A 25,589-nucleotide genomic window follows, 5' to 3' on the forward strand; every position below is an offset into this window, starting at 1 on the left:
ATGTATTAAATATAAGATTAGCTTAACCGCTAACGGGCGATTTCGCTATCCGTTGACGCTAACCTAACCAATGTATTAAATATAAGATTAGCTTAACCGCTAACGGGCGATTTCGCTATCCGTTGACGCTAACCTAACCAAGAAATCGACCAGATAGCTTAATCCATGTCAATTTCATGTCATCTTTCTCTCATTTTTGGCTTTCCACTCACTCGCCTCAAGGGCTTTTATTTTGATGCGGAAAATAAAAATGTTGCCGTGTTTTACTAAAGCTTAATATAAAAATCAAACAAAAAAGGCCCAATTTGGGCCTTTATTGTGGGAAAAAACCAGTTGAAGATTGCTAACCTGCTGTTACTGCTCTGTTTCCAGCTCAGTGAACATGCCAGCAAATAGTGGCGAACTGAGATAACGCTCGGCGGCACTTGGTAAAATTGTGACAATCGTCTTATTCGCAAACTCGGGGAGCTCGGCAATTTTGTTCGCGGCGACAACGGCTGCGCCTGATGAGATCCCACCTAGGATACCTTCTTCTTCCATCAAGCGGCGTGCCATGGCAATCGCTTCATCTGAGCTCACAGAAACGACCTGATCAACTAACTTAATATCCAAGTTTTTTGGGACAAAGCCGGCGCCGATGCCCTGAATTTTATGGGGGGCCGGTTGTACGTCTTGGCCAGCAATAGTTTGAGCAATCACGGGTGACTCCGCAGGCTCCACTGCGACGGTGGTAATGGCTTTCCCTTGCGTGTTTTTGATATAGCGGCTCACACCGGTCAGTGTACCCCCGGTGCCGACACCGGCAACGAATACATCGATTTCACCGTCAGTATCTTCCCAGATCTCAGGGCCTGTGGTCTTTTCGTGAATTTCTGGGTTGGCTGGGTTGTCGAACTGCTGGAGCATAAGATATTTACCAGGCGCTTGCGCCATGATTTCCTCTGCTTTCGCAATTGCGCCTTTCATCCCTTTAGGCGCTTCGGTGAGCACCAATGTCGCGCCCATCGCTTTAAGTAGCTTACGACGCTCAAGGCTCATCGACTCTGGCATAGTAAGCGTCAATTTATACCCGCGCGCTGCGGCAACATAAGCCAGCGCAACCCCGGTATTACCACTCGTAGGCTCAATCAGCTCAATGCCTGGTTTCAGGGTGCCTTTTTTTTCCGCATCCCAGATCATGTTGGCACCGATGCGGCACTTCACACTAAAGCTTGGGTTACGTGCTTCTACTTTTGCTAACACATTCGGCTTAGCAACACGGTTTAGGCGTACCAGTGGGGTATGGCCAATTGTTTGCGTATTGTCTTCGTAAATCTTGCCCATTGTATCGTTCCTTCATGACACCGATTTAAATCACTGCTCCAAGCATATCGCTAATGCCTGTTTTTGAAAGGATCGGTTGGTTATATCTTATTGTGAGTGTGAAAGCGTAAAGGGCGCTAATTACGCCCCAACTGCTTTTTATGGCGATCGACCCACATGGCGGTTGCACCACATACTGCGGCAGGCATGACGATGAGATTCAGTAAAGGTGTTATAGTAAACAACATGACGACTGCGCCAAAGCTCAACGAAGTGCCTCGCTGTTGTTTGAGAGTATCGCGCATGGTTGGGAAAGCGACCTTATGGTTATCGAACGGGTAGTCGCAATACTGAATGGCCATCATCCAAGCGCTAAATAAAAACCAAAGCACAGGGCCTAAGGTTTGGCCAATGGCGGGGATCCAAAGCAATAACAATAATCCGAGTGCTTTGGGTATGTAATAGGTTAGCTTTTGCCACTCGCGCTTCATGACACGCGGTACATCCTTGATAAGTCCCGTGATCCCATCGTCGGGCGCGGGGGCGCCGGTGAGTTTCGCTTCCAGATGCTCAGACAATAAGCCGTTGAATGGCGCCGCAATCCAGTTAGCGAGAGTACTGAATGCGTAGGAGAACACCACTAAAATCGCAATCACGACCAAAGGCCAAATCACAAACGAGAGCCAGGATAACCACTCAGGTAGCATAGCCATCCAGTGATCGAGCCATTCACTAAATTGTGAGAGTAAATAGATAAACGCCCCGCCGAGTAGCAGCACATTCACGAGGATCGGAATGATCACAAAGCGGCGTAATCCGGGTGTCATCATTAATGAAAACCCCTGAAAAAGGTAGCCCGCGCCGCTTTGAGGACGAGGACGTGTCGCGTTGTTCATTGTTTCTCCTTGATGGTTTACGGTATCGACTGACGGTTTGCGGTTATAGTATGGGGGGAGCCATGGCGATGACAATGACTCCATAATGGGAAAGTTTACGGATTTGTGTGTCTCGATTCGTTAAATTCTTCCCAACTTTTGATACAGTTAACTAAGTTGACCATTAACGCATTGCGTCAGCCATCGGGCCCCGCTTATGATTCCACTAACGTTTGCAAAGCTGTCGGCGTTGTGACATAAGCTAATCAAAACGCTGAACATAGATAGATTTGAGAATCAATGATGCAGGAATTGCGCCTTGTACTGATTGTTTTGGGAGCATTAGCAATTGCAGCTTTGCTTTTGCATGGTCTCTGGACAAACAAGAAAGAAAAGACGACCAAGTTCGGCGAAAAGCCCTTGGGAAAACTGGAAGACGATAACGACGTGCAAAAGTTTGACCAACACGGTATTGGTGCGGTGAGAGTGGTCAGCAATACTAAGCATGGCAATGAAAAGCCCGCGCGTCAGGAGCCTGCTGTCAGCTTCGGCGACAAGCCTGATGTTGATCCTCTATTTGCCGGTGACACTCAGGTGGCGTCTGACTCAGAACAAGCGCTTTACCCGTCAATGTCGGCAACTGATGATGATCCTAGCTTTGCCTCTGCGTCGGTTGCCTCCAATGATGGCGACGAGACAGGAGAGACAGAAGCTGCCAATATCGCCTCCGCGCAACCAGAAGCGGAAACAATGCATACCGACGAGGCGACTCAAGCTGAGGTTGATGAGCATGAAAGCCACGAACGTGGGTCAGAAAAAACGGCAACCCAAAGCGATGAGCCCGACGAGACCGAAGTTTTAGTCTTACACGTGCATGCCAATAATAATGCGGTATTTAGTGGTTTGGACTTAATTCCGACCCTTGAGCAATATGGACTGCGCTTTGGTGATATGGGGATTTATCATCGTCATTCAGACTTATCTGGCAGTGATAAGGTTCTATTCAGCGTCGCGAATATGGTCAAGCCCGGCACCTTTGATGTGAGTCACTCAGAGAGCTTTGAAACGCCAGGGATCAGCTTTTTTATGACGCTACCTTGCTACGGTGAGCCAGAGCAAAACTTTAAATTGATGCTGCAAACGGCACAACAAATTGCGGATGAGTTGGGTGGATTGGTATTAGATGATGCCCGCTCAATGATGACACCATCACGCCTTGATGAATACCGCGAGCGAGTGAAAGCCTTCAACGCCTCGTAACGTGCTTAACACCGATTGATGATTGCTTAGACGGACAGCGGGACATGGCTCCCGCTGTTGGCGATTTATCGATATACTTGTCTGCAACTCTGCTGATACGACGAACCAAACCATGGCTTACAGTAAACAACAACTTGATGACATTAAGCATCAGCTCAACTATCACGCCTACCGTTATTACGTTGAAGACAGTCCTGAGCTGCCCGATGCCGAATACGATCGTTTGATGCAAACGTTGCTGGCCATTGAAGCTGAGCATCCTGAATGGGTGACGTCAGATTCGCCTAGCCAGCGTGTAGGCGGCGCGCCACTGAGCGCTTTTGAAACCGTTACCCATGAGCTGGCGATGTTGTCGCTTGGTAACGCGTTCAGTGATGATGATCTCGTCGATTTTGAGCGCCGAGTCAAAGACAGACTCGGTAACACTGAACCCGTCACCTATACCTGTGAACCAAAGCTTGATGGCTTGGCTGTCAGCCTGATTTATGAAAACGGCGTATTGGTGCAGGCCGCGACGCGAGGCGATGGGACCACGGGCGAGAACATTACTCACAATGTAAAAACGATTCGCAATGTCCCATTGACCTTGCAAGCAGGGGATTGGCCTGAGCGTTTAGAAGTGCGTGGCGAAGTGTTTATGCCGAAAGCAGGTTTTGAAGCGCTTAATGAGGCAGCGTTAAAGCGTGGCGATAAAACCTTCGCTAACCCTCGGAACGCTGCGGCGGGTAGCCTGCGTCAACTTGACTCGAAAGTTGCCGCCAATCGACCGCTGAGCTTTTATGCCTATGCGGTGGGCATGATGTCGACACCGTTCGGAGAAGGGCAAAGCGAGCGCTTAAATAGGCTTAAAAAATGGGGGCTTGCCCTGAGCCCAGAAGTAAAACAAGTGTCGGGGCTTGAGGGCGTTAAAGCCTACTACCAAGATATTTTGGCCCGCCGTGATGATCTGCCCTATGAAATTGATGGGGTGGTGATCAAAGTGGACAAGATAGCCAGCCAAGAAACGCTCGGATTTGTTGCACGGGCACCACGCTGGGCGATTGCCTATAAATTTCCGGCACAAGAAGAAATCACCCGCCTCAACGATGTTGAATTTCAAGTTGGCCGCACGGGCGCTATCACCCCAGTGGCGAAGCTTGAACCTGTTTTTGTCGGGGGCGTGACGGTGAGCAACGCGACCTTACATAACGGTGATGAAATAGAACGTTTAGGCGTGCACATTGGCGATACTGTGGTCATTCGCCGTGCGGGTGATGTGATCCCACAAGTGGTTGGCGTCGTGGAAAGCCGTCGTCCGGCGCAGGCGAAACCGATTGTGTTTCCCGACGCCTGTCCGGTCTGTGAGTCGGTCGTGACCCGCATTGAGGGTGAAGCGGTCGCACGCTGCACCGGCGGGCTTATTTGTCTGGCTCAGCGTAAAGAAGCGATCAAACACTTTGCCTCACGCAAGGCAATGGATATTGACGGCCTAGGCGATAAAATTGTCGAGCAGTTAATTGAAAAAGAGCTGATTGAAACGCCTGCCGATCTCTTCACTTTAACCCCAGGGCGTGTGACTCAACTAGATCGAATGGGGCCGAAATCGGCGCAAAATTTGGTTGATGCGTTGGATAAAGCCAAAGCGACGACGTTATCACGCTTTATCTATGCGCTTGGGATCCGAGAAGTCGGTGAAGCCACTGCGCAAAATCTTGCCCTGCATTTTAAAACCTTAGACGCTCTGCGAGCAGCGGATGAAGAAGCACTGATTGCGGTGCCTGATGTGGGCGCCATTGTCGCGGGCCATATCGTTCGCTTTTTTGCTGAGCCACATAACCAAGCGGTTTTAGATGCGCTGCTCAACACCGGCATTCACTGGCCAGCGGTGAGTGCGCCATCAGACGAACAGGCACAACCGCTGGCGGGGAAAACCATTGTGCTGACCGGTACGCTATCGCAAATGTCACGCACCGATGCCAAAACGGCGTTACAGGCACTGGGCGCGAAAGTGACCGGCAGTGTCTCGGCAAAAACTGATATGTTGATCGCCGGTGAAGCGGCTGGCTCTAAACTGACGAAAGCACAAGATCTTGGCGTAACAGTCCTCGACGAAGACGCGATGATCGCCTTAATCAACCAGTAGTTTACATGGCCATGTGCAGCCTCTGCGCATGGCCTGATTGTGGAATTTACCTGGACTGGTAAACTAACCGTTACTCATCATTCTCAGCACTGGGATAGGGATCCTAATGACTATCAAAACCCGCTTTGCCCCCAGCCCAACCGGCTTTTTGCACGTGGGCGGTGCACGTACCGCACTGTATTCTTGGTTAGCAGCACGCAGCCAAGGCGGTCAATTTGTCTTGCGAATTGAAGATACTGATATCGAACGTTCAACCCAAGAAGCGGTTGATGCTATTTTAACCGGCATGGAATGGTTAGGTCTTGATTGGGATGAAGGGCCGTACTACCAAACCAAGCGCTTTGATCGTTATAACGAATTAGTCGATCAGTTGCTGGCCGAAGACAAAGCCTACAAATGTTATGCGCCCAAAGATCTTTTGGACACCATTCGTGAAGAGCAAAAAGCGAATGGCTTAAAGGCACGTTACGATGCTAATCACCCCAAAGTGGTTGAAGCAAACAGCCAAGCCAAGGCGGATGACCCGCATGTGATCCGTTTCCGCAACCCGAAAGAGGGTAAGGTTGTTTTTGACGATAAAATTCGCGGCCGTATTGAGATTGCCAACAGCGAGCTTGACGATCTGATTATTCGTCGAACGGATGGCAGCCCAACTTACAACTTCTGCGTCGTCGTGGATGATTGGGACATGGGGATCACCCAAGTTGTCCGCGGTGAAGATCACATTAACAACACGCCGCGCCAGATTAATATCTACGAGGCACTGGGCGCGCCCGTTCCTGAGTTTGCTCATTGCTCGATGATTCTAGGCGACGATGGCGCCAAATTGTCTAAACGCCACGGTGCGGTCAGCGTCATGCAGTACCGTGATCAAGGCTTCTTGCCGCAAGCGTTGCGTAACTACCTTGTGCGTCTTGGTTGGTCGCACGGTGACCAAGAGATATTTTCAATGGAAGAAATGATTGAATTTTTCTCATTGGGAGCGATCAGCAAGTCGGCGTCAGCGTTCAATACGGAGAAACTGCATTGGTTGAACAACCATTACATTAAGCATGGTGATCCGGACGAGGTCGCTAAGCACTTGCAATGGCATCTTGATCAACAACAGATTGACGCTAGCCAAGGCCCTGCCTTGACAGACGTCATTGGATTGGTTGGCGAGCGCTGCAACACCCTGGTGGAATTAGCCGCACAAAGCCGTTACTTCTACCAAGACTTTGATGAAATAGACGCGACCGCCGCGAAAAAACATCTGCGTCCCGTCGCTTTAGAGCCGTTGCAAGTGGCAAAAGGCAAGATTGAAGCGCTGGATGATTGGACGGTTGATGCCCTGAAAGCGGTGATTGCCGATACGTGTGCAGAGCTAGACGTTGGTATGGGTAAAGTCGGCATGCCATTGCGTGTTGCAGTCACGGGTGGCGGTCAATCCCCATCTGTTGATGCGGTGATGCACCTGATTGGTAAAGATCGGGTAGTTGCCCGCATCGACCAAGCGATCAAGCTGGTTGAAGCGCGCGCAGCACAAAGCTAAATCCGGTTATCTTGAAGACTAAGTACGTTAGTCTGATGACAAAAGATAAGGGCGCTGAATGTCAGCGCCCTTTTTAATGGATGAAGGTTGGGGGATTAGTGCTTTTCTTCTTCCATTTGCGCACTGTCAACAATATGGTTTTCGCCCATTTGGCGCGGGAGTACCAAGTTGAGCACAATCGCTACCACACCACACAGGCTAATACCTTGCAGGCTAAAATCGCCAATGCCAAACGCCATGCCGCCGATACCAAATACCAAGGTGACACCAACAATGGCAAGGTTACGCGAATCATGTAGGTCGACTTGATTACGAATTAACGTATTGAGCCCGACGGTCGCAATAGAGCCAAACAGCAAGATCATAATCCCGCCCATCACTGGTAAAGGAATGGTAAGCAGCATTGCCCCGAGCTTACCCACAAAGGCGAGTACGATGGCAGTGACCGCCGCATAGGTCATGATTTTGGGGTTAAACGCTTTGGTCAGCATTACCGCGCCCGTCACTTCACTATACGTGGTATTGGGTGGCGCGCCGAACAGTGAAGCGGCAATGGTTGCGGCACCATCACCGGCCATCGTGCGGTGTAGGCCTGGCTTTTTCAGGTAGTCTTTACGGGTGACATTAGAAATGGCCAGCATATCGCCTACGTGCTCAACGGCAGGCGCGATGGCGACAGGGATCATAAATAAGATGGCATTGATGTTAAACTCTGGGAGGGTAAAAGCAGGCATCATCAACCAGCTCGCATTCGCAACTTGAGTAAAGTCAACAATACCAACGACGAGGCTGGCAACATAGCCCACCACAATCCCTGCCATAATCGGGACTAATTTGAAAAAGCCTTTCGCAAAGACACTCACTGCAATGGTCGTGAGCAATGACAGCAAAGAGATCCAGATAGCCATGTCCCCCGCAATTAACTGCTCACTCCCATCGCCAGTTTTACCGAGTGCCATATTCACGGCGGTGGGAGCCAACCCAAGGCCGATAACCATAATCACAGGGCCAACTACAACCGGTGGCAGGAGCTTGTGAATAATATCCACGCCTTTAATCCGAATGATGGCGCCCATCAATAAATAGATCACACCGGCTGCCATGAGGCCACCCATGGTGGCGGGAATACCAAAATTGTTGACGCCGTACAAAATGGGAGCAATAAAAGCGAAGGAAGAGGCAAGGAAGATAGGGACGGAGCGGCGGGTGATGACTTGGAATATCAGGGTACCGATCCCGGCCCCAAAGAGTGCGACGTTCGGGTCGAGCCCGGTTAACAGTGGCACTAACACCAAGGCACCAAATGCGACGAACAGCATTTGTGCCCCTTGTAAAACTTGCAACATAATCTCACCTCCAAAAAAAATCGCGCAATGCTAGCACAAAGCATTTATGTGATCCCTATCATGTTTTTAAATGTGAGATCGGTAGCAAATAAATGATGTAACGCATTTCATTTTAATCCATATGCAAACATAGTCAGCCTCATGATCGCTTGCTCGCCTTGATGGCATCGAATCAATGCTGTTTGCGGGTGGTGCGACCCCCTTTGTCCTCTCTTTTTTACAATTGAGGATTGCTGAACCTAGCGCTATCCGCTTATGATCGCTGGACGCCTATTTATCCATGTGGAAAAACTATGAATCGATTTTTGTTGGCCCTTATTGCCTGTGTTTGGTTGCCAAGTGCGATGGCAAGCCCCCTTTATCATGCCAGTATCCCGCTGGATAATGGCGCGCAAACCTCACAACAAGCGGCAAAAAAACAAGCGCTGATCGCGGTACTGACTAAAGTTTCGGGACAACGCGAGGTATCGGATAATCCTGCGGTCGAGCAAGCGCAGCAAGACGTTGATGGTTTCATCTCTCAACTCGGATATGGAGAAAGCAAGGATCAATCTGATGGTGCCGCACAACGCACACTCGAAGTCGGCTTTGATAGTCAAAAAATTCGTGCCGTGCTGCGCCAGGCAGGGTTGCCCTTATGGGGGAGTCCTCGCCCAGCGGTATTAGTGTGGCTTGTCGATGACCGTGATGGCGACCGGCAAATTATTTGGGAGCAAAGTGGGCGTCCTGTGATTGACCAACTACGTGATGCAGCGGCCATACGCGGCCTGCCGGTGTTAATTCCGGTGGGTGACTTTGATGATTTGATGGCGATCTCTAGCAGTGATCTGTGGGGCGGCTTTATTGATCCTGTTGAGCAAGCCAGTCAGCGCTACCAGCCCGATGGCATTGTGATCGGAAAGTTGACTGAGCAAGGGATCCGTTGGCAATTCTTCCCCGATACCAGTGACATGCAATCAGATCAAACTCGCGGGCAAGCCAATAATGCCCAAGCCATGATTGATACTATTGCTGATTACTATGCCGAGCAAACTGGTGTAGTACTCGATAACGATGATGAGCGTGCATCGCTTCAAATTGCCATGGCAGGCATGGATAACGGCGATGACTATGTCGATCTTGAGCGCACATTAGCGGGGTTAAATGCGCTACAACAAGTGCACTTAGCAGAATTAAACGATGATACCCTGATTTTCGATGTACGTTTAGCGGCCTCTCAACAAGCACTAATCAACGAGCTCACCGCCAATCGACATGTTCGCTTGATGACGCCTCAAGAGCGTGAGGCACGTACGATGGCACCCGCTGAAGAGCAAGATAGCACAATTGCTACCCCAGCACTGACGGATAGCCGCGATGCCGATTCAACCGACAATCAACGCCTGTGGTTTGTGTGGACGTCTTAATCTGACCTGTAAAGCAATAGTCAAATATAAAGGCTAGCGACGACCGCTAGCCTTTTTGTGGATAAATAGTACGACGCCAAGCAATCAGGCTCACCAGGCCACTGATAACAATCCACACCCAAAGCGGTCCGTTTCCCCATTGACGATAGGGTGTCAGCCCCTGTGTTTGAGTAATTTGTGTGGTTAAAACTTGCGTCTCAAATTGTGGCAATGAGGCGTCAATCTGGCCGCGTTCATCGACTAAAGCCGTCACCCCGTTATTGGTGGCTCGGATCACGGGTAATCCGAACTCGAGCGCGCGCATACGCGCAATTTCTAGATGTTGCCAAGGCCCAATAGAGCGGCCAAACCAGGCGTCATTCGAGAGGGTAATAATGGCGTCGCTACTGGCGGTGAGGTTTTCACGGATTTGCGCGGGAAACGCAATTTCATAACACAGGGCGGTAATGTATTCCCAGCCGTTCGCAGGCAAAGCCGGTTGAATCGCTTCGCCTGGAGAAAATGACGACATGGGCAGATTAAAAATCGGCGCCAAAGGACGAAGCAGTGACTCAAACGGCACAAACTCGCCAAAGGGGAGTAAGTGATGTTTGCTGTACTGGGCGGGTGCTGGATACTGATAGCGCGGCGTTTTTGCACCGAGCGCGAGCACATTATTAAAATAGGTGCCATCCTCACGCTGATCGAGCGCCCCCGTGATCACCGTGGTTTGATTGTGCTTGCCCGCTTGGTCTAACTGCGAAAAAAAGCGGGGGAGATCTCGCTCTAATGCGGGAATGGCGGCTTCTGGCCAAATCACCACGTCACTGTCCCAATGTTGACGGGTTAAATCCAGATACTTCATCAAGGTTGGCCAGCGTTGGTCGGCGCGCCACTTGAGTGCTTGAGGGACGTTGCCTTGGATCAGTGAGACCGTTTGCTGCTGATCGGTTTTGGTTGTCCACTTGACCGACCCGAGCCCTTCACTGACGGCAAAAAGCCCTATGATAGCGATCATACCGAAGAGGCGAGCACGCCCCTGCCATTGTCCCCAATGGGGGGTCACTAAGGCGGCTAAGCCCGCAAGCGACACCAAGACGAGCGTGATCCCTTGAACACCCAGTACCGGGGCGATACCCGCAAACGGGCTGTCTATTTGGCTATAACCTGGCCATAACCAGGGAAAACCGGTAAATACCCAGCCTCTTAGCCAATCAACCACTAACCACAAGGCAGGTGCCAGCATCGTCCATTTTATGCCCGCTTGCTTGATGGGTGATTTATGTATCAGCCAGCCGAATAGCGCGGGGTAAAGCGATAAATAGACGATAAGCAGTGCCATCAAAAACAGGCCTGCGATCACAGGCATCCCGCCAAAATGGTCAATACTGACATACACCCAGCTTACCCCAGTTGTAAACTGGCCGAGCCCCCAGCTAAAACCTATCCAAGCCGCGCGTTTGGGCGAGGAAGCAACTTGCAGAAGAAGCAACAAGCCCCAGAGCGCGACCAACATAAAGGGCCAATAGGAAAAAGGGGAAAAGGCGAGGGTGGCAAGCGCACCAAAAAGGGCAGCCAATAATGGCTGCCCCAATGGGCGTAAACGGTTAGGCGTTTTCACTGTTCGATTCGCTACTGTCTGGAATGGTGACTTGTAGCTGAATGATACGACGACTATCAGCGGCCGTCACTTTAAAATGGTAGTCACCAATGTCGACTTCTTCACCACGATCAGGAAGATGACCAAAACTAGTCATAACCAACCCACCGATAGTGTCTACCACGTCATCTTGGAACTGGGCGCCAAAATGCTCGTTAAAGTCTTCTAAGGTGGTCAGTGCTTTCATCGAGAAGGTATGGCGACTGAGTTGGCGAATCTCTTGCTCTTCCTCATCGTCATACTCGTCTTCGATCTCGCCTACAATTTCTTCGAGAATATCTTCAATGGTGACAACACCTGATACCCCACCGAATTCATCGATGACGATCGCCATGTGGTAGCGTTCTTCTTGGAACTCTTTAAGTAGACGGTCAACCCGCTTACTCTCTGGTACCACCACAACAGGGCGTAAGACCTTTTCAATGTCGAAATCTTCAGCATCGGGGCGCAGATAGCGCAACAAATCTTTCGCAAGCAAGATGCCTTCAACATGGTCTTTGTCATCACTGATCACAGGATAACGTGAGTGTTGGGCATCAATAATAATATTAATGATCGCTTCCAATGACTGCGATCGTTCAACGATTACCATCTGCGAACGGGGTATCATGATATCTCTCACACGCATGTCAGAGATTTGCATCACACCTTCCAGCATATCCCGGGTGTCCTGATCGATCAGGGCGTTTTGCTCTGAGTCGCGAAATACGTCCACCAGTTCTTGTCTGTCTTTTGGATCAGCTTGGAAAAACTGACCCAGCCGTTCGAAGAAGGTCTTCCTACTCGGACCGTCTGCGTTTTGCGAATTATCGTCGTTCATTCAATTTCATTCAGTTAGTTAACGCTCAATGAAGTCATTCGCATAAGGGTCACTGACCCCCATGGTTGCCAGGATCTTTCGTTCCAAGGCTTCCATTTGCTCGGCTTCATCATCCTCAATATGGTCGTAGCCCAATAAGTGTAAGCTACCATGGACGACCATATGTGCCCAGTGATCCATCAGCGTTTTGCCTTGCTGCTGTGCCTCTTGCTCAACAACTTGGCGACATACCACCAGATCACCGAGTAAATCTATGTCTACCCCAGGAGGTGCTTCAAAGGGGAAAGATAACACATTCGTCGGTTTATCTTTGCCACGATAGTCGCGATTTAAGCTCTGGCTCTCACCTTCATCCACAATCCGGATCGTCACTTCCGCTTGAGGCTTGGCGTCGCGTATTGCATGTTCAAACCAAGCTTGAAGCTGGTCATCACTGGGCAGCCCCTGTTCGTCATCACAGGCGACCTGGACATCGACGTAATAGCTCATGATGGGTCCTGTGGTGGGATAGAGGTTGGTTGCACCGCGACTTGCTGTGCTTCACGCGCTTCTCGGCGACGTGCTTCAGCCTCTTTGCGTGCCTTCGCATCTTCTGCTTCCCACTTATCATAGGCCTGAACAATACGGGTAACCACTTGGTGGCGCACCACATCGTCGGCTTGGAAGAAGTGAAAGCTAATTTCATTCACGTCAGACAGCACTTCAATCGCATGGCGTAGCCCTGAGCGGGCATTGCGCGGTAAATCGACTTGGGTAACGTCACCGGTGATGACGGCCCGTGAATTAAAACCAATCCGAGTCAGGAACATTTTCATCTGCTCGACCGTGGTGTTTTGGCTTTCATCTAGGATGATAAAAGCATCATTCAAGGTTCGGCCACGCATATAAGCCAGCGGCGCTACCTCGATCACATTACGATCAATCAGTTTTTCGACCCGCTCGAAACCGAGCATCTCAAACAAGGCATCGTAGAGTGGACGCAAGTAAGGATCGACCTTCTGGCTGAGATCGCCAGGTAAAAAGCCTAACTTTTCACCCGCCTCAACCGCTGGGCGTGTTAACAAAATCCGACGAATCTCTTGGCGTTCCAGCGCGTCTACCGCGGCTGCGACGGCGAGGTAGGTTTTACCTGTGCCCGCCGGACCAATGCCAAAAGTAATGTCATGATTGACCATATTGGCGATGTATTGCGCCTGATTTGGCGTGCGCGGTTTAATCACCCCTTTTTTGGTCTTGATGTTAATCTCTTTACCGTAAGGGATGCTCGATTCGGTGTTCTGTTCTAACACGCCAGACTCTTTGATCGCCAAATGAATGGCTTCGGGCTCAATGTCGGGCGAACTGCCACGCACGGGGGCCGTATCCACATACAGCCGCTTTAAGATGTCGACGGCGGCGTTGGCGGTGTGAGGTTTGCCCATCACCGTAAAGGCATTATGGCGGTGGCTAATTTCAACACCCAAGCGGCGCTCTAGTTGTTTGATATTATCGTCAAACGGGCCACATAAGTTGACAAGACGGGTGTTGTCGGCAGGTTCTAATGTAAGGTCAAGAGAGATGATTTTAGACAAGATTATCCTCGCTTTCGGCGCCGGTCACCCGACGCCGTTGAATTGATGAACGCGTTATGGCGTGTATACACCAACACCAAGCTCGTTTTCGTTGCGCGTCTTCGCCATGATTTCGGTTGGCGAGACGGCGACACGCAAGTCCATATCTTTTTCGGTACGAACCAGCTCACCGCGGAGCGAGTTTGGCATCACTTCAGTAATTTTTACGTCAACAAATTGGCCAATCAAATCGACAGAGCCTTCAAAGTTGACCACTCGGTTATTCTCAGTACGGCCGCGCAGCTCCATAAGATTCTTACGCGATGGTCCTTCGACTAAGATACGTTGTTCGGTTTCTAGCATCATACGTGAATAGCGCATCGCTTGGCTGTTCACTTGCTGCTGCAAACGGTACAGGCGTTCTTTTTTCACTTGCTCTGGTGTGTCGTCAGGCATATCTGCCGCTGGCGTCCCTGGGCGAGGTGAATACACAAAGCTGAAGCTCATATCAAAGTCGATATCGGTAATCAGCTTCATGGTCGCTTCAAAGTCTTGCTCGGTTTCTCCCGGGAAGCCGACGATAAAGTCTGAGCTGATGGTGATATTGGGACGTGCCTGACGTAACTTACGGATCTTGGATTTGTACTCAATCGCCGTGTGCGGGCGTTTCATCATGGTCAAGATTCGATCAGAGCCACTTTGTACCGGCAAGTGCAAAAAGCTCACCACCTCTGGCGTATCACGATACACCTCAATGATATCATCGGTAAACTCAACCGGATGACTGGTGGTGTAGCGAATGCGATCAATGCCATCGATAGCGGCGACATAGCGCAGTAAGTCAGCAAAGGTACAGATATCGCCATCATGGGTCTCACCGCGATAGGCATTCACATTCTGGCCTAGTAGGTTTACCTCACGCACACCTTGCTCGGCAAGCTGGGCAATTTCGAACAGCACATCGTCGAGCGGACGGCTCACTTCTTCGCCGCGCGTATACGGCACAACACAGAACGTACAGTATTTCGAGCAGCCTTCCATAATGGAGACAAACGCTGTTGCGCCATCGGCACGCGGCTCAGGCAGACTGTCAAACTTCTCAATTTCTGGGAAGGTAATGTCCATCACTGTGCCGCTATCGCCACGTGATTGTTTTATCATTTCAGGCAGGCGATGTAGCGTTTGGGGGCCAAAAATGACGTCCACATAAGGCGCCCGCTCGCGGATGTGATCGCCTTCTTGGGTTGCCACACAACCACCAACGCCGATCACCAGCTCTGGATTCTTGTCTTTGAGTGTTTTCCAACGCCCCAGTTGGTGGAATACCTTTTCTTGTGCTTTTTCACGAATTGAACAGGTATTGAGGAGGAGAACATCTGCGTCTTCTGGTTGTTCGGTCAGCTCATAGCCACCGGCAGAATTTAGCAGATCTGCCATCTTGGATGAGTCATACTCATTCATTTGGCAACCCCAGGTTTTGATCAGCAGTTTCTTAGCCATGTAACTTCACGCTCATTATTAATCTTATGGTCGACATTACCCTTTCAAGCTGTATGGTTTTTAATCAGTCAATCAGCTTGGCAAGCCGCGTATTGTACTGCTTTCCTATATCGCTGACCAGATCACAGGCTGGGAGAAATCGTGTCAATCTGGTTAAGTGATTGAGCCGACGCCGCAAAACGAGATCGGAAAAGCGAATTAGCCCCCACTTTGATCGGATTGATATCGAATTCTCGTTTACCTTCAGTAGAATGCTGGCATTAACGGGACAAAGAGACAGTCATGAATCAATTTGAAATTATTATTGTCGGCGGTGGCATGGTCGGTGCCGCTGCCGCATTAGGACTTGCCCGCCAAGGTCGGCAGGTGGCATTGATAGAACGCCAAGAACCGGATCCTTTCCATGCGTCACAACCGATGGATTTACGGGTGTCTGCGATATCTCATGCGTCTGTCAGTTTGCTTCAAGACTTAGGCGCATGGGCCGACATTGAAGCCATGCGAGTCTGTCCCTATCGACGATTAGAAACCTGGGAAGCAGAAGACAGCCGTGTGTGTTTCAGTGCCGACCAACTCGAATTACCACAGTTAGGGTATATGGTCGAGAACCGCTTGATTCAACTCGGCTTGTGGCAACAGTTTGCTCGTTTTGACAATTTGCACCTTGTCTCACCGGCCTCGATCACGGGTATGGCGCAGGCGGGCGGTCTGCATCAACTCCAATTAGACAGTGGCGAAACACTAGAAGCGCCCTGGTTGATTGGTGCCGACGGTGCCCACTCGAAAGTGCGAGATTACGCGCAAATCGGTCTTACCAGCTGGGATTATCGTCAGCATTGCATGTTAATTCATGTCGAAACGGCCGCGCCCCAACAAGATATTACCTGGCAGCAATTCTTTCCCTCAGGGCCGCGGTCATTACTGCCATTGTGCGGCAACAATGCCTCATTAGTGTGGTATGACAGCCCGGCGCGAGTTCAACAGTTGTGTCAGCTCAATGCTGAGCAGCTTAAAGCCGAGATAGTGAGCCATTTCCCACCACAAGTGGGTGATGTCACCCCCATCAACTGGGGCGCATTTCCGCTAACGCGTCGTCATGCCCAGCAGTACCATCGCAATGGGGTAGCAGTGATTGGTGATGCCGCCCACACCATTAACCCGCTCGCGGGGCAAGGGGTGAACTTAGGCTTCAAAGACGTGAGCGCGTTGCTGGATGCCTGTGCCGATGCAGGCGCACAATGGCAAGCAGAGTCAACGTTAGCGGCGTACGAAAAAGCACGCCGTACGGATAACATGATGATGCAAACCGGGATGGATGTGTTTTATGCCGCGTTTAGTAACCGAATCACGCCTTTAAAACTGGCACGTAATGCGGTGTTTAAACTGGCTGAACACAGCGGCCCGGTGAAAAAACATGTATTGAAGTATGCGTTAGGCTTGTAGATAAACGCAAAAAAGCCCACATGGTGTGGGCTTTTTAATATGGCTGGGGTACCAGGATTCGAACCTGGGAATGACGAGATCAAAACCCGTTGCCTTACCGCTTGGCGATACCCCAGTAGGTGTTACCTAACCCGGCCATTTAAACATCATGCCGAATTACAAAAATAAATGGTGGCTACGACGGGATTCGAACCTGTGACCCCATCATTATGAGTGATGTGCTCTAACCAACTGAGCTACGTAGCCACTCTGTCAGGCATAGTGCCTTAAGACGCTGCGAATTATGCGGATCCGGGCGAAAGTCGTCAAGGTCTGGTTATTGTTTTTTTTGCGATTTTGCATTCATTGGCTGCAATAATCGCCATTTTGAACAATTTAACGGCAAAGCCTACCGAGTAGGTGGCGGAGAACGTTGAATGATGGGAATAAAAAAACCAGCCCGGAGGCTGGTCTAAATATCAATAGGATGGGGTCTCGACAACGCACCCTAAAGCATAACGTATGTGCGTATTAAACGTTGAAACGGAAGTGGATCACATCGCCATCTTTAACGATATATTCTTTCCCTTCCAAGCGCCATTTACCGGCATCTTTGGCGCCGTTTTCACCATTGTTAGCGATATAATCATCATAGCCAACCACTTCGGCACGAATAAAGCCTTTTTCAAAGTCGGTGTGGATTTTACCCGCCGCCTGTGGCGCGGTCGAGCCAATCGGCACTGTCCAAGCACGTACTTCTTTCACGCCTGCGGTAAAATAGGTGTGCAGAGTGAGTAGCTCGTAACCGGCGCGAATCACGCGGTTTAGGCCTGGCTCTTCAAGGCCCATCTCATCTAAGAAAGCCGCCGCTTCTTCGGCATCTAGCTCGGCAATCTCGCCTTCGATTTCCGCACACACGGCCACCACGGTTGCGTCTTCTTTAGCGGCAATTTCACGCACTTTGTCGAGGTACGGGTTGTTTTCAAAACCATCATCATTGACGTTGGCAATGTACATGGTCGGCTTAAGCGTCAAAAAGTTAAGGTATTGTACTGCTGCGGCTTCTTCTTTGCTCAGTTCGACCGAGCGCAACATCTTGCCTTCTTCTAGGACAGGGAGCAGTTTTTCAAGCACGGTGAGCTCAAATTTGGCATCTTTATCGCCACCTTTGGCTTTTTTGGCGTTGCGCTGCATCGCACGCTCACAGCTTTCAAGATCAGCCAGCGCAAGCTCGGTGTTAATCACGTCGATATCATCAGCCGGATCCACTTTACCAGCCACGTGAACGATATTGTCATTCTCAAAGCAACGTACCACATGACCAATCGCATCGGTTTCACGGATGTTCGCTAGGAACTTGTTCCCTAAACCTTCACCGCGCGATGCGCCGGCAACTAAGCCGGCGATGTCAACGAACTCCATCGTGGTGGGGAGCACTTTCTGTGGATTGACAATTTTCGCCAGCGCATCCAAGCGTAGATCAGGAACAGGGACCACGCCCGTATTGGGTTCAATCGTACAAAATGGAAAGTTAGCCGCATCAATGCCGGCCTTGGTCAGTGCATTAAACAGAGTGGATTTGCCTACGTTTGGTAGACCCACGATGCCACATTTAAAACCCATGAGATGGTAACCCTTTAATCAAAATTACTGTGCTTTGAAGGTATGTAGACGATTTTGCGCCTTGGCGAGATCATCTTTGAGCAGGATCTCGAGGCTGCGTACTGCCTCGTCAGTGGCCTGCTCTAGCAGGCTCTGCTCATTAGCGGGGGCTTTGGTAAGCACGTATCCCGCTACCTTATCCTTGTGACCCGGATGACCGATGCCTATCCGAAGCCGATAAAACGATTTGTCATTTGCAAGTTTGCTAATGGTATCACGCAGGCCATTATGGCCACCGTGTCCACCACCTTGCTTAAACTTGGCCACACCGGGTGGTAAGTCTAGCTCGTCATGCGCCACCATGATGGCGTCGACGGGAATATTGTAAAAGTTGGCCATGGCTTGCACCGCTTTACCCGACAAGTTCATGTACGTGGTCGGGATCAACACACGGAGATCGTGTCCATGTACATTGATACGGCCGGTTAAGCCGAAGAACTTTTTCTCTTCTTTTAGCGGCACGTTGTGAATACGTGCTAGCTCCTGAACGACCCAAGCACCGGCATTATGGCGCGTTTGGCTGTATTCAGGGCCTGGATTGGCCAATCCCACTAGTAAGCGGATTTGATTACTCACGACGTTTCTCGCTATCTATCTACTTATCGTAGCCGGTGAGCATCGAGCCCACGCAAAAAGGCGCCATATCCTACCATTGATATGGCTAAAGGATCGAGTCAGCCATTCAAAATGGGCAATAAAAAAACACCCCGCACAAGGGCAGGGTGTTTCTTGTCGGTCTATGACAATGCGTTAAGAATTAAACATTGCAGAGATCGACTCTTCATTACTGATACGGCGAATCGCTTCTGCCAGCATGCCCGACAGTGTCAATTGAGACACTCGCCCGGTTGCTTGAATTTCGGCGCTCAATGGTGTGGAGTCAGTGACCACAATTTCATCAATGACAGACTCAGCGATATTCTTCGCTGCATCCCCCGAGAATACCGGGTGCGTTGCATAGGCGAATACACGCTTAGCGCCACGGTTCTTCAGGGCTTCGGCGGCTTTACACAGAGTGCCACCGGTATCAATCATGTCATCAACAATGATGCAGTCTCGCCCTTCAACGTCGCCAATCAAGTGCATGACTTGCGACACGTTAGCACGCGGACGGCGCTTATCAATGATGGCAATGTCGGTGTCATCCAATAGTTTGGCCGTCGCACGCGCTCGCACAACGCCGCCAATATCAGGAGAAACAACCACAGGATCTTCTAAATTTTTCGCCAGCATGTCTTCAAGCAGCACAGGGGTACCGAAGATATTATCAACAGGGACGTCGAAAAAGCCTTGGATTTGTTCTGCGTGGAGGTCCACAGTGAGTACGCGGTCAACGCCAACGTTAGAAAGGAAATCTGCAATAACTTTTGCGGTGATAGGAACACGGGAGGAGCGTACGCGGCGGTCTTGACGGGCATAACCAAAGTAGGGGATAACTGCGGTTATGCGGCCAGCCGACGCACGTCGGAACGCATCTATCATCACGACCAATTCCATTAAGTTGTCATTGGTCGGTGCACAGGTAGATTGGATGACGAACACGTCACTACCGCGCACGTTCTCGTTAATCTGAACACACACTTCACCGTCAGAAAAACGGCCAACAGTGGCGTCACCCAGTGACATGTAAAGACGGTTTGCGATACGTTGAGCGAGAACGGGTGTCGCGTTACCAGCGAACAGCTTCATATCAGGCACGGTGGAAACCTCGGGTTGCATCCATTTAATAGTCACTGGCTCACAGTGTGTTGCTGTAGCGCATCGAGTAGGGGCGATCGGTTCAACCCTCGTGCAACAAACCCTGTCAGCCAGTTAGGCATAGTGTCGAGTGTTTTCTGGGCATCATGTGCGGTGTCAAACTCGGCAAACACGCACGCGCCTGTCCCAGTCATCCTAGACGGCGCATATTCTAGCAGCCACGAAACAGCCTTATCAACCTCGGGGAATTGTTTACGGGCTATCTTTTCGCAATCGTTTTCGTGTTTTTGTGTCATTAGCTCAGAAACTGTGCGCTTTGGCGTACTTCTTTGCAAATCTGGATGTGTAAAAATTGCAGCGGTGGAAATAGACACGTCAGGCTTAACCACCAAGTAATATTTCTCATCAGGGCATACAGACGTCAATTTTTCGCCAACGCCTTCCGCCAACGCCGCATGACCGTGAATGAAAATAGGCACGTCAGCCCCCAAGCCTAGGCCAATGTCCGCTAGTTTAGTCTGGCTCACCTGGGTTTGCCATAAATGATTCAACGCCACCAAGGTCGTGGCTGCATCTGATGAGCCTCCGCCCAGCCCGCCGCCCATGGGCAAATGTTTTTCCAGATGAATATCTGCGCCTTGTGAGCATCCGGTATGATTTTGCAGCGCCTTGGCGGCTTTGATAATCAGATTGTCTTCCTCATCGACGCCGTCAATGGCGGGGCTAAGGTTGATCGTGCCGCTGTGATTGGGCGTAATAGCCAAGGTGTCGCCGTGATCTAAAAACTGAAACAAGGTTTGCAGTTCGTGGTAACCATTGGCTTGGCGTCCATTGATATAAAGAAATAAGTTAAGTTTCGCTGGCGCTGGCCAGTAGGTTGTTTCAGTCATTATCGAGTGTCCAAGTAGAAATCATCAGTTTGATCGTTTGCTGGTCGTTACTGAGCGTGATTCGAGTTGGAAGCGCAGGCTGGGTCTCGGCGCTGTAGTCTTGATAATCGATATCCCAACCTTGTGTGTCGTCGAGGGCGGCCAAGCGGTTATCGGGGCCGAGTGAGAAGCGGTCTTGTGCGCGTGGTAGGCCAATCAACCAAGGGGCAAGCGCATCAACGGGTAAATGGGCGCCGGTCAAATAGGCGATCAAACGGGCTGGATTAGGGTCTTGATATTGCTTGCCCTGATCATCAACCAAGGTCGCACCTTGCGCATTCATGGTTAGAGACAACAGGGTGGTTCCCAAAAAATTCGTTAGCCGCAGTGTCGATTCAGTCGGAGAATGGCGCCAGTAAAGGTTGGCAGAAAAGCGCGTATCTGGTGCGATAAAAGCCACCTTACCGCGTGCGGTATAACTATCTATTGTCTCAAGCGATGCGCGATGCGTTTGCCATTCTGTGGTAGGAGCCGGCGCCGTTGCACAGCCAGAGAGCACCGCAAAGACGACCGTCAACATACTGACTCGTATACAAGAGAAACCAGCGCGTATACCAGGGAAGCCAGTGCGCATAAAAGAGAAACCAGCGCGTATACAATAGAAAACAGTACGTATACAGGAGAACATGAAAGCGAGTATCCTTTTATAACGTCAACAGACAGTGATCAGCATTTGGCATTACTTTGCCATAAGCGCCGAGGTGAGAGAAGTCAGTTAGGTACTTAGCCGTGCGGGAGGAAAGAATGGGTATAGTTGTTGTTGGCCAGTCTGTCATCAATCTCGTGAGGCTTCACATTTCCGCACCACGAAAATACTGCGATACAATGTTCGCTTTAATTCACGGGGGGCATCAAGTAAAATCCCCCGCTCCTATCCTTACTGGTGCTGTCGGTAACAACGCTTCATGAGCCTGTTAGTTCTCGGAATCAATCACAAAACGGCCCCCGTCGAGCTGCGGGAAAAGGTCGCCTTTTCGCCGCAACAACTGGAGCAGGCGTTAGGGCAGCTTTCCGAGCATCCGCAGGTGCGCAGCTGTGTGATTGTCTCAACCTGCAATCGCACCGAAATCTACGCCGAGTTAAATCAACCTGGTGTCGGGATCTTGGTTGAATGGCTCACACGCTTTCATCAACTCAGTGGCGAAAGTTTGATGACAAGCATTTATTATCACGAGGAACAATCTGCGGTGAAGCATCTGATGCGTGTTGCCTGTGGATTAGATTCTTTGGTGTTGGGTGAGCCGCAGATATTAGGTCAAGTTAAACAAGCGTACGCGAGTGCCAGTGATGCCGATATGATTTCCGGCTCGTTGGAAAAATTGTTCCACAAAACCTTTGCGGTGGCAAAACGGGTACGAACCGAGACCGAAATTGGTGGCAACGCGGTATCTGTTGCATTTGCGGCCTGTACGTTGGCCCGCCAGATTTTTGAATCCTTAGCGGACGTCACCACATTGTTGGTTGGCGCGGGAGAAACGATTGAACTGGTTGCGAGACATTTGCATGAGCATCAATGCAGCCAAATTATCTTTGCGAACCGTACGCAATCGCGCGCTCAATGTTTAGCTGAACAGTTTGATGCCAAAGTGATTGGCTTAGACGCGTTACCCGAGCAGCTTTGCCACGCCGATATCGTGATCAGTTCAACGGCGGCGCCCATGCCTTTGATTGAAAAAGCGATGGTTGAAAAAGCCTTGAAACAGCGACGCCACCAACCCATGCTGTTAATCGATATCGCGGTACCACGAGACATAGACGAGAAAGTGGGCAACTTATCGGATGCTTATTTGTACAGTGTGGATGACTTACAATCCATCGTAGAGCACAATCGAGAACAACGAAAGTTGGCCGCGATCCAAGCAGAAGCCATTGTCACCGAAGAAAGCGCCGACTTTATGCGCTGGTTACGTTCACGCGAAGCGGTAGATAGCATCAAGCAATACCGGACACAGTCCGAACACATTAAACAGGCGGAGCTGGCGCAGAGTATTCAAGCCCTTGCCAATGGGGCTGACGCAGAAAGCGTATTACGCCAGCTTAGTAACCGCCTGACCAATAAACTGATCCACCCTCCTACACAAGCGATGCAGCAGGCTGCCCAAAATGGTGAGCCCGATAAACTGGCCGTGATGCGTACGTGCTTGGGGCTGGACAGCGACAACTAACGAAGAGATTTATGAAAGCATCAATATTAGCGAAGCTAGAATCGCTGGCGGAGCGCTACGAGGAAGTACAACACCTGCTCGGAACGCCTGAAATCATTAGTGAGCAGAACAAATTTCGTGCGCTGTCGAAAGAGTACGCGCAGCTGGAAGAAGTGATCAAATGTTTTACGGCGTTTAAGCAAGCCAAAGAAGACCTCGCGGCAGCGCAAGAAATGGCCAACGAAGATGATCCTGACATGCGCGAGATGGCGCAAGAAGAAGTCGCGCAAGCCGAGCAAAGCATTGTTGCGTTGACCGATCAGCTGCAAATCTTATTGTTGCCGAAAGACCCGAACGATGACCGTAACTGCTTTTTGGAAATCCGTGCTGGGGCCGGTGGCGACGAAGCCGGGATTTTTGCGGGTGACTTGTTCCGCATGTATAGCCGTTATGCCGAGCAACGCGGTTGGAAGCTGGAAATGATCAGTGCCAGTGGAGGAGAGCACGGCGGCTTTAAAGAAGTCATTGCACGTGTGGCTGGCGAAGGCGCCTACGGTGTGCTGAAATTTGAATCCGGCGGTCACCGTGTACAACGCGTACCTGCCACCGAGTCGCAAGGTCGCGTCCATACGTCAGCGTGTACTGTGGCGATTTTGCCTGAAGTGCCAGAAACGGAAGCCCCTGAAATTAATCCGGCCGACTTGAAAGTTGACACCTTCCGAGCCTCAGGAGCGGGCGGGCAGCACGTCAACACCACGGACTCTGCGATTCGCATTACTCACTTGCCGACCGGCACTGTGGTGGAATGCCAAGATGAGCGTTCACAACATAAAAACCGCGCCAAAGCCATGTCAGTACTGGCAGCACGTTTGATTAAAGCGGAAGAAGAAAAACGCGCTGCCGAGGAAGCCTCAACCCGTCGTAACCTGCTTGGCTCGGGCGATCGTTCCGATCGGATTCGGACTTATAACTATCCGCAAGGTCGCGTCTCCGATCATCGCATTAACTTAACCTTGTATCGTTTAGACGATGTGATGCAAGGGGATCTCGATAGCTTGGTGGATCCTGTGATTCAAGAGCATCAAGCGGATCAATTAGCGGCCTTGTCTGAGCATCCATAATGACAGTCACGATAGGCGCGTTGCTGGCCGATAGCACCACTGAGCTCACCGCATTATCCGGTGGCTCAGCGGGCATTGATGTCAAAGCCTTGCTCTGCCATGTGTTAGCGCAACCTACCAGCTATCTCTACACCTGGCCCGAGCGCAAACTCACCGCGGCACAACTGGCGCAATTTCGTCAGCTGTTTGCCCGCCGACTGCAAGGAGAGCCGATTGCATACATTCTCGGCTACCGTGACTTTTGGACCCTGAGACTGAATGTATCGCCAGCGACGTTGATCCCGCGTCCAGAAACCGAACTCTTGGTAGAACAGGCGTTAGCGCTTCTGCCAGCGACCCCTTGTCGGGTGTTAGACTTAGGCACCGGCACGGGAGCGGTGGCATTAGCTATTGCCAGTGAGCGCCCCGATATCACCGTTGTGGGCGTTGATTTGATGCCAGAAGCAGTGATGCTGGCAAGCCGAAACGCGGATGCGCATCAAATTAACAACGTCCACTTTATTCAAAGTGACTGGTTTAAGGCGTTAAGCGACATGCATCGGTTTGATCTGATTGTCAGTAATCCGCCTTACATCGATGAGACGGATCCGCATCTGCAACAAGGGGATGTTCGTTTTGAGCCCATGAGTGCGCTGGTGGCTGAAGACAGTGGGTTGGCAGATATTCGTTATATTGGTCAATCCGCCCCCGATTACTTAGCCGCCTCTGGCTGGTTGATGGTCGAACACGGCTACAACCAGGGAGAAGCGGTGCGTCGTGTATGGAAAGAAGCGGGTTGGCACAATCTCCAAACCCAACAAGATTACGCTGGGCTCGATAGAATCACCTTGGCACAGCGACGTTAATTGAGACTGACAGGAAGCAGGAATCATTATGATCTACATGGCCCTCAAGCACACCCACTTACTGACCGTGGTATTAAGCCTCTCTTTATTCGTGATCCGTTTCGTCTGGGTGATGCGTGATAGCGAGATGATGAACAAAAAATGGGTCAAGGTCACGCCGCACGTGGTCGACACCTTGTTATTGACCACCGGTGTCGCATTGATTTTTGTCACCGGCTTTATACCGTTTACAGAGTCTGGTGCGTGGTTAACCGAAAAGCTGACCTGTGTACTGGCCTACATTGCATTAGGCTTTGTTGCTTTACACTACAGCCGCGGCGAACTGTTCCGGACACTGGCGTTTTTTGGTGCATTAGGGTGGGCCTATGCCGCCGCTAACTTAGCACTGATTAAAGTTCCACACCTAATGGGATAAAT

The 25,589-nt window shown here is 50.6% G+C and carries 22 protein-coding genes and 2 tRNA genes; 9 read left to right on the plus strand and 15 right to left on the minus strand.

What is annotated here, in order from left to right:
* Window positions 1-354 precede the first annotated feature (354 nt).
* Together cysK and cysZ are read right to left on the minus strand one after the other, a co-directional pair.
* Entirely contained in the window at window positions 355-1,323 is a 969-nt protein-coding gene (gene cysK / locus BZG77_RS09995) for a cysteine synthase A (protein ID WP_077461598.1), read from the minus strand.
* 116 nt (window positions 1,324-1,439) lie between these two features.
* The gene (gene cysZ / locus BZG77_RS10000; RefSeq protein ID WP_077647132.1) at window positions 1,440-2,198 is read right to left on the minus strand and encodes a sulfate transporter CysZ; all 759 of its coding nucleotides are present in this window, start codon (window positions 2,196-2,198) and stop codon (window positions 1,440-1,442) included.
* Window positions 2,199-2,477: 279 nt separating this feature from the next.
* Between cysZ and zipA the strand changes: the two genes are divergently transcribed.
* From zipA to gltX, 3 genes are all read left to right on the plus strand, one after another.
* The gene (zipA, locus tag BZG77_RS10005; RefSeq protein ID WP_077647133.1) at window positions 2,478-3,437 is read left to right on the plus strand and encodes a cell division protein ZipA; all 960 of its coding nucleotides are present in this window, start codon (window positions 2,478-2,480) and stop codon (window positions 3,435-3,437) included.
* Between the two features lie 112 nt (window positions 3,438-3,549).
* Window positions 3,550-5,559 carry an NAD-dependent DNA ligase LigA gene (ligA, locus tag BZG77_RS10010; RefSeq protein ID WP_077647134.1) on the plus strand — a complete coding sequence of 670 codons (2,010 nt, stop codon included), beginning with the start codon at window positions 3,550-3,552 and terminating at the stop codon, window positions 5,557-5,559.
* A gap of 106 nt (window positions 5,560-5,665) precedes the next feature.
* A complete protein-coding gene (gene gltX / locus BZG77_RS10015) occupies window positions 5,666-7,090 on the plus strand; it encodes a glutamate--tRNA ligase (RefSeq protein ID WP_077575935.1) in 1,425 nt (474 codons plus the stop codon).
* Window positions 7,091-7,185: 95 nt separating this feature from the next.
* Here the strand turns inward: gltX and BZG77_RS10020 are convergent, their stop codons facing one another.
* Window positions 7,186-8,436, minus strand: a complete 1,251-nt coding sequence (locus BZG77_RS10020) for a uracil-xanthine permease family protein (protein ID WP_077647135.1) — start codon at window positions 8,434-8,436, stop codon at window positions 7,186-7,188.
* Between the two features lie 293 nt (window positions 8,437-8,729).
* On the opposite strand from BZG77_RS10020, the gene BZG77_RS10025 reads away from it, so the two are divergent.
* Window positions 8,730-9,842 (plus strand): DUF2066 domain-containing protein, encoded by a 1,113-nt coding sequence (locus BZG77_RS10025; RefSeq protein ID WP_077647136.1) that lies wholly within the window; start codon window positions 8,730-8,732, stop codon window positions 9,840-9,842.
* A 46-nt stretch (window positions 9,843-9,888) separates the two neighbouring features.
* Here the strand turns inward: BZG77_RS10025 and lnt are convergent, their stop codons facing one another.
* From lnt to miaB, 5 genes are read right to left on the minus strand one after another with little or no spacing between them, the layout of a single operon-like run.
* A complete protein-coding gene (gene lnt / locus BZG77_RS10030; protein WP_077647137.1) occupies window positions 9,889-11,442 on the minus strand; it encodes an apolipoprotein N-acyltransferase in 1,554 nt (517 codons plus the stop codon).
* The gene (gene corC, locus BZG77_RS10035) at window positions 11,429-12,301 is read right to left on the minus strand and encodes a CNNM family magnesium/cobalt transport protein CorC (RefSeq protein WP_025744481.1); all 873 of its coding nucleotides are present in this window, start codon (window positions 12,299-12,301) and stop codon (window positions 11,429-11,431) included. The genes lnt and corC overlap by 14 nt, the downstream gene beginning before the upstream one ends.
* 18 nt (window positions 12,302-12,319) lie before the next feature.
* A complete protein-coding gene (gene ybeY / locus BZG77_RS10040) occupies window positions 12,320-12,790 on the minus strand; it encodes an rRNA maturation RNase YbeY (protein WP_077647138.1) in 471 nt (156 codons plus the stop codon).
* Window positions 12,787-13,872, minus strand: coding sequence for a PhoH family protein (locus tag BZG77_RS10045; protein WP_077647139.1), 1,086 nt, complete (start codon window positions 13,870-13,872; stop codon window positions 12,787-12,789). The genes ybeY and BZG77_RS10045 overlap by 4 nt, the downstream gene beginning before the upstream one ends.
* A gap of 54 nt (window positions 13,873-13,926) precedes the next feature.
* A complete protein-coding gene (miaB, locus tag BZG77_RS10050) occupies window positions 13,927-15,351 on the minus strand; it encodes a tRNA (N6-isopentenyl adenosine(37)-C2)-methylthiotransferase MiaB (RefSeq protein WP_077647140.1) in 1,425 nt (474 codons plus the stop codon).
* Window positions 15,352-15,633: 282 nt separating this feature from the next.
* Here miaB and BZG77_RS10055 point away from each other — a divergent pair, with 282 nt between their 5' ends.
* The gene (locus tag BZG77_RS10055) at window positions 15,634-16,794 is read left to right on the plus strand and encodes a 2-octaprenyl-3-methyl-6-methoxy-1,4-benzoquinol hydroxylase (protein ID WP_077647141.1); all 1,161 of its coding nucleotides are present in this window, start codon (window positions 15,634-15,636) and stop codon (window positions 16,792-16,794) included.
* A 40-nt stretch (window positions 16,795-16,834) separates the two neighbouring features.
* On the opposite strand, the gene BZG77_RS10060 is transcribed toward BZG77_RS10055, so the two are convergent.
* From BZG77_RS10060 to lolB, 7 genes are all read right to left on the minus strand, one after another.
* Window positions 16,835-16,909, minus strand: a tRNA-Gln gene (locus tag BZG77_RS10060).
* Window positions 16,910-16,963: 54 nt separating this feature from the next.
* Window positions 16,964-17,040: transfer RNA gene (locus tag BZG77_RS10065), tRNA-Met, on the minus strand.
* Between the two features lie 264 nt (window positions 17,041-17,304).
* Window positions 17,305-18,396, minus strand: a complete 1,092-nt coding sequence (gene ychF / locus BZG77_RS10070) for a redox-regulated ATPase YchF (protein WP_077647142.1) — start codon at window positions 18,394-18,396, stop codon at window positions 17,305-17,307.
* 24 nt (window positions 18,397-18,420) lie between these two features.
* Window positions 18,421-19,011 (minus strand): aminoacyl-tRNA hydrolase, encoded by a 591-nt coding sequence (gene pth, locus BZG77_RS10075; RefSeq protein ID WP_077460058.1) that lies wholly within the window; start codon window positions 19,009-19,011, stop codon window positions 18,421-18,423.
* Window positions 19,012-19,185: 174 nt separating this feature from the next.
* Window positions 19,186-20,133 carry a ribose-phosphate pyrophosphokinase gene (locus BZG77_RS10080; protein WP_025673291.1) on the minus strand — a complete coding sequence of 316 codons (948 nt, stop codon included), beginning with the start codon at window positions 20,131-20,133 and terminating at the stop codon, window positions 19,186-19,188.
* A gap of 32 nt (window positions 20,134-20,165) precedes the next feature.
* Window positions 20,166-21,023, minus strand: a complete 858-nt coding sequence (gene ispE / locus BZG77_RS10085; RefSeq protein ID WP_077647143.1) for a 4-(cytidine 5'-diphospho)-2-C-methyl-D-erythritol kinase — start codon at window positions 21,021-21,023, stop codon at window positions 20,166-20,168.
* Complete coding sequence (gene lolB / locus BZG77_RS10090; RefSeq protein WP_158011435.1) at window positions 21,016-21,582, minus strand: lipoprotein insertase outer membrane protein LolB; 567 nt, start codon at window positions 21,580-21,582, stop codon at window positions 21,016-21,018. Before lolB ends, ispE begins: the two co-directional genes overlap by 8 nt.
* 385 nt (window positions 21,583-21,967) lie before the next feature.
* On the opposite strand from lolB, the gene hemA reads away from it, so the two are divergent.
* Genes hemA through BZG77_RS10110 form a run of 4 tightly spaced genes read left to right on the plus strand, consistent with a single transcriptional unit; the run spans window position 21,968 to window position 25,587 of the window.
* Window positions 21,968-23,227, plus strand: coding sequence for a glutamyl-tRNA reductase (gene hemA / locus BZG77_RS10095; RefSeq protein WP_077647145.1), 1,260 nt, complete (start codon window positions 21,968-21,970; stop codon window positions 23,225-23,227).
* 11 nt (window positions 23,228-23,238) lie between these two features.
* A complete protein-coding gene (gene prfA / locus BZG77_RS10100) occupies window positions 23,239-24,327 on the plus strand; it encodes a peptide chain release factor 1 (RefSeq protein WP_077575927.1) in 1,089 nt (362 codons plus the stop codon).
* A complete protein-coding gene (gene prmC / locus BZG77_RS10105) occupies window positions 24,327-25,172 on the plus strand; it encodes a peptide chain release factor N(5)-glutamine methyltransferase (protein ID WP_077575926.1) in 846 nt (281 codons plus the stop codon). The genes prfA and prmC overlap by 1 nt, the downstream gene beginning before the upstream one ends.
* 31 nt (window positions 25,173-25,203) lie before the next feature.
* Window positions 25,204-25,587, plus strand: coding sequence for a SirB2 family protein (locus BZG77_RS10110; RefSeq protein ID WP_077647161.1), 384 nt, complete (start codon window positions 25,204-25,206; stop codon window positions 25,585-25,587).
* Window positions 25,588-25,589 lie beyond the last annotated feature (2 nt).

The organism is Salinivibrio sp. IB643 (assembly GCF_001996105.1).
Taxonomy (GTDB): domain Bacteria; phylum Pseudomonadota; class Gammaproteobacteria; order Enterobacterales; family Vibrionaceae; genus Salinivibrio; species Salinivibrio costicola.